This is a genomic window from Streptomyces tricolor (genome assembly GCF_002155905.1).
GTDB lineage: Bacteria > Actinomycetota > Actinomycetes > Streptomycetales > Streptomycetaceae > Streptomyces > Streptomyces tricolor.
In genome coordinates this window covers 1-5,007 of sequence record NZ_MUMF01000808.1, presented here as the reverse complement: position 1 = coordinate 5,007, position 5,007 = coordinate 1, and the positions used below count along the sequence as shown (strand labels likewise).

Sequence of the window (5,007 nt, the reverse complement as noted above, 5' to 3'; positions counted from 1 at the left end):
GCCGGCGGCCCGCAGCGCCGCCTCGTACTCCCGGACCCGGTCGATCGAGTCGGCGGTGAAGGCGAGGTGGTGCAGTCCGGCCCGGCCGCGGTCGTACGACCCCTGCGCCTGCTGCCAGAGGGTGAGGACGGGCCGGTCGCCGCCGTCACCGAGGAACGCGTAGCGCCGGTCGTCCTCCGTGCCCTCGGCGAGCAGGGTGAAGCCGAGGAGGTCCCGGTAGAAGGCGAGCGAGCGGTCGAGGTCGGTGACGTTCAGGCCGGTGTGGCCGGTGTGCAAGGTCATGGCTCTTCCCTTTCGGCGTGCCCTCGCCGGGCAGGCCCGAGTCGGCATGTCTAACCGTCGTTCTTCACGTTAGAGGGTTAGACACGGTCGGGTCAACCGGTCACGTACGCTTGACCGGTTAGCCGAGAAGGAGTGCCCGATGCCCACCGCCCGCGATCCCCGCCCGCTCACCGGCGAGCCGCTCGCGCTCGACCTGCTCAACACCCGGTGGAACAGCGACGGCGTCACGCAGGACCTGCTCGCGGACACCGACGGACTGGCGGTGTGGCTCGCGAGCAACGGACTGGCCGGGGCCCACCCGGTGGACGCGGAGACGCTGCACCGGCTGCGGACGGCCCGGAAGGCCCTCAAGGCCGCGGTGGACGGCTCGCCGGAGCAGGCGGCGCCGCTCGTGGACGCCGTCCTGGAGCACGGCCGGATCCGGGCCCGGCTCACCGCCGGCGGTCCGGCCGAGGAGCCCGAGTTCGCCGACCCGTCCTGGGGCCCGGCCTGGCTCGCCGCCCGGAACTACCTGGACCTGCTCACCCGGGCCCCGGAGCGGATCCGCACCTGCGCCGGCGGCGGCTGCATCCTGCACTTCTTCGACACGTCCCGGAACGGCACCCGCCGCTGGTGCTCGATGGCCGCGTGCGGCAACCGGGCCAAGGCGTCCCGGCATTACGCGCGTTCGAAGGAGAACTGAGCGAATCCCGGCTCATACCGGCCGAATCCGCTCGTATCCCATCGCGGGTTTTCCCCATACCTTCATTTCGATTGGGTCAACGGTCCCCAAAGACTTGCCCTTTCGGTCAGGCTGAGCGCTCTCGTCCGCTCGTTCCTTGACCTGAGGGATGCCGATGACCCACACGCCCGAGCGTGATCCCATACCCGGCCCGAGACGCCTGGCCCGCATAGCCGTGGCCGTGGGCGTGGTGGCCGCCCTCTCCGCGGCGGGGCCGATACCCCTGGCCCTCGCCGCGGACGCGCCGCCCGCCCCGGCCGCCGATCCCGGCGTCAAGTCCGCCCACGACAAGCTGGGTTCGGACGACGCCGCCCTGCTCGCCGAGGCCAAGGCCGACGGCGACAAGAACGTCACGCTGATGGTCGCGACCTCGCCCGGGCAGACCGAGCGGGTCGCCGAGGAGCTGGACGCGGTCGAGGGCGGCCTGGTGGGCCGTACCGACGACAAGCTCGGCTACGTCCGCGCCACCGTGCCGACGGGCCGGGCGGACTCGGCCATCGCCGCCGCCGTCAGGCTCTCCTCCGTCCGGGCCGTCGACCTCAAGCAGGAGATCCCGCTGGACGACCCGGCGCCCGGCGGCGCCAGGTCCGCGGGCGGCGCGGTCCCCTACCCCGCACCGGGCAAGAAGACCCCGGCGGAGAACCCGTACAACCCGTCCTTCGAGACCGGTGCCGTCGACTTCGTCGAGGACCACCCGAAGGCGGACGGCCGCGGCATCACCATCGGCATCCTGGACTCCGGCGTCGACCTCGGCCACCCGGCGCTGCAGAAGACCACCACCGGCGAGCGGAAGATCGTCGACTGGGTGACCGCGACCGACCCCGTCGCCGACGGCGACGGCACCTGGCGGCGGATGACCACCGGTGTCGCGGGCCCGTCCTTCTCCATCAGCACCGCCACGCAGGGCACCGAGAAGTTCACGGCGCCCGAGGGCTCGTACAAGTTCAACTACCTGTACGAGTCCGCCACCACAGGCGGTGACGAGAAGGGCGACCTCAACCGGGACGGCGACACCACCGACGCCTGGGGCGTGCTGTACGACCCGGCCGCCGGCACCGTCCGGGTCGACACGAACGACAACCTGGACTTCACCGACGACGCCGCGATGAAGCCGTACAAGGACGCCTTCCAGGTCGGGTACTTCGGCACCGACGACCCGTCGACGGACGTCGCCGAGCGCGTCCCGTTCGTGGTGGAGACCCGCAAGGACGTCGTCTACAACGCCTCCGGGGCGAAGGCCGACTACGTCAGCATCGGCGTCATCGAGTCCGAGCACGGCACCCACGTCGCCGGCATCACCGCCGCCAACGGCCTGTTCGGCGGGAAGATGAACGGCGCGGCCCCGGGCGCGAAGATCGTCTCCTCGCGGGCCTGCACCTGGACCGGCGGCTGCACCAACGTCGCGCTCACCGAGGGCATGATCGACCTCGTCACCAAGCGCGGGGTCGACATCGTCAACATGTCGATCGGCGGCCTGCCCGCGCTGAACGACGGCAACAACGCGCGGGCCGAGCTGTACACCCGGCTCATCGACACCTACGGCGTCCAGCTGGTGGTCTCCGCCGGCAACTCCGGCCCCGGCGCCAACACCATCGGCGACCCCGGCCTCGCCGACAAGGTGATCTCGGTGGGCGCGGCGATCTCCAAGGAGACCTGGGCCGCCAACTACGGCTCGGTCGTGGAGAAGAAGTACGCGATGATGCCCTTCTCCTCGCGCGGCCCGCGGGAGGACGGCGGCTTCACGCCGACCCTGGTCGCCCCCGGCGCCGCGATCAACACCACCCAGACCTGGCTGCCCGGCGGCCCGGTCGCCGAGGCGGGTTACAGCCTCCCGGCCGGCTACTCGATGCTCCAGGGCACCTCGATGGCCTCCCCGCAGGCCGCCGGCGCCGCCGCGCTGCTGCTGAGCGCCGCGCGGCAGAAGGGCATCGACCTCCCGCCCGCCAAGCTGCGCACGGCCCTGACCTCGACCGCCGACCACATCAAGGGCGTGCAGGCGTACGAGGAGGGCGCGGGCCTGATCAACATCGTGGACGCGTGGGAGTCCGTCGAGGACGACGCCTCCGCGCACACCTACACCGTCAAGGCGCCGGTCGACACCGCGCTCGACCACGCCCTGAAGACTCCGGGCTTCGGCACCGGCCTGTACGACCGCGAGGGCGGCCTGAAGGCGGGCGAGAAGAAGACGTACGACGTGACGATCACCCGTACGTCCGGCCCGGACAAGGCGCTCCGGCACGAGCTGCACTTCGAGAACAACGCCGGCGGCACCTTCCGGATCGTCGGCGACGACGTGGTGCGGCTGCCGCTGAACCAGCCGGTCACGGTCAAGGTCCAGGCCGCCCCGAGGTCCGCGGGCCTCAAGAGCGCGATCCTGGAGGTCGACGACCCGCGGACCGAGGGCATCGACAAGCAGATCCTCTCCACGGTCGTGGCCGCGGCCCCGGTGAAGTACACCTACTCCGCGTCGGGTTCGGTGCAGCGCAACAGCACGACGTCGTACTTCCTGACCGTGCCCGAGGGCGCGACGTCGCTGGAGATCGCGATCGGCGGGCTGAAGGACAAGAGCCAGACCCGGTTCATCGCCATCCACCCGTACGGCGTCCCGTCCGACAGCACCGGCACCCCGTACTGCTACAACAACTACCTGGACGGCAACGGCTGCAAGCCCGGCGTCCGCTCCTACGCCGACCCGCAGCCCGGCGTCTGGGAGGTCGAGGTCGAGTCCCGGCGTACGTCCCCGCTGCTCGACAACCCCTACCGGCTGGACGTCACCGTCCTCGGCGCGGCCTTCGACCCGGAGACCGTGACCGTGCCCGAGGCGAAGGTGGGCACCCCGGCCACCGCCTCCTGGAAGGTGACCAACAAGTACGCCGCGCTGGACGGCAAGCTGGTCGGCGGCCCGCTCGGCTCCGCCAAGACGACCCGCCCGGCCATCAAGGAGGGCGAGAAGCAGACCGCCACGGTGGTGGTCCCGGCCGGTGCCACCTCGCTCGACGTCGCCATCGGGCGCGTCTCGGACACGGCCGCCGACCTGGACCTGACGGTGTACGACGCCGCGGGCACGGAGGTGGGCAAGTCCGCCGACGGCGACTCGGAGGAGGCGGTCTCCGTGCCGTCCCCGGCCGCCGGCACCTACACCATCGAGGTCGTGGGCTACTCGGTGCCGTCCGGCTCGACCGACTACGACTACCGGGACGTGTTCTTCTCCACCGCGCTCGGTTCCGTCACGGTCGACGGCTCGGCCCCGGTCCGGCTCGGCACGGGCGCCTCGGCGACGGTGACCGGCCAGGTCACGGCCGCCGCGGAGGCCCCGGCCGGCCGTGAGTTCTTCGGCCGGGTGCAGTTGGTGAACGCGCGCGGCACGGTCGCGGGCACCGGCAGCGTGAAGATCGAGAAGGTCACGCCGTAACCGGGTGACGCGAGCGGGAGGGGCGGGTGTCCGTGCGGACGCCCGCCCCTCCTCGTCCCGTCCCGTCGTCCCGTCGTCCGGCCGTCCGGTCGGGTCAGGGCGCGTCGCCGGAGGGGCAGGGCAGGGCCCGGGAGGNNCCCGGGCGTCGCCGACGGCCCACCGGCTCGCGTACCGCTCGCCCCGGCCGACCCGGACCAGCACGTGCTGCCCCGGGCGCGGCGCGGGCCGCAGGTCCGCGCCGAGCAGGAAGGCGACCTCGGCCGGGCCGTGCGCGGGCTCGTAGGAGCGGATCACCCGCAGGGTGACCCGGCTCCCCGGGGAGTCCTCCGGAAGCTCCACCTTCACCACCGTGCCCTCCACGACGAGCCGGGAGCAGGCCAGTGCGCGCTCGGGGTCCGCGGGCGGCGCGGCGGCACCGGCCTCCAGGTTCCCGGCGTCGGCGCCCTTGGCCGACGACGCACCGCCCCGGTCGTCCGCGCCGGCGCCGCCCTGCGCCACCAGCCGGCCGAAGCCCAGGGCCAGGCAGATGGCGGCGGCACCGGTGAGCGAGCCGAGCGCGATCCGCAGGGCCCGGCGGGGACGACCGGGGCGG

At 72.8% G+C, this 5,007-nt stretch carries 4 protein-coding genes; 3 read left to right on the top strand and 1 reads right to left on the bottom strand.

Annotated elements, in window-relative coordinates; translation table 11 throughout:
* On the bottom strand, positions 1 to 282 hold a 282-nt coding region (locus CCN44_RS39905; RefSeq protein WP_143650387.1), incomplete at its 3' end, for a VOC family protein.
* Between the two features lie 139 nt (positions 283 to 421).
* Here CCN44_RS39905 and CCN44_RS39900 point away from each other — a divergent pair.
* From CCN44_RS39900 to CCN44_RS45750, 3 genes are all read left to right on the top strand, one after another.
* A complete protein-coding gene (locus CCN44_RS39900) occupies positions 422 to 964 on the top strand; it encodes a CGNR zinc finger domain-containing protein (protein ID WP_086704022.1) in 543 nt (180 codons plus the stop codon).
* 154 nt (positions 965 to 1,118) lie between these two features.
* Entirely contained in the window at positions 1,119 to 4,415 is a 3,297-nt protein-coding gene (locus CCN44_RS39895; RefSeq protein ID WP_086704019.1) for a S8 family serine peptidase, read from the top strand.
* Positions 4,416 to 4,616: 201 nt separating this feature from the next.
* On the top strand, positions 4,617 to 5,007 hold a 391-nt coding region (locus tag CCN44_RS45750), incomplete at its 3' end, for a hypothetical protein (RefSeq protein ID WP_208639931.1).

Bases quoted from the DNA above. Each gene is read 5' to 3' on its own strand.
- CCN44_RS39900 (WP_086704022.1), top strand. From the start codon at position 422: ATGCCCACCGCCCGCGATCCCCGCCCGCTCACCGGCGAGCCGCTCGCG.
- CCN44_RS39895 (WP_086704019.1), top strand. From the start codon at position 1,119: ATGACCCACACGCCCGAGCGTGATCCCATACCCGGCCCGAGACGCCTG.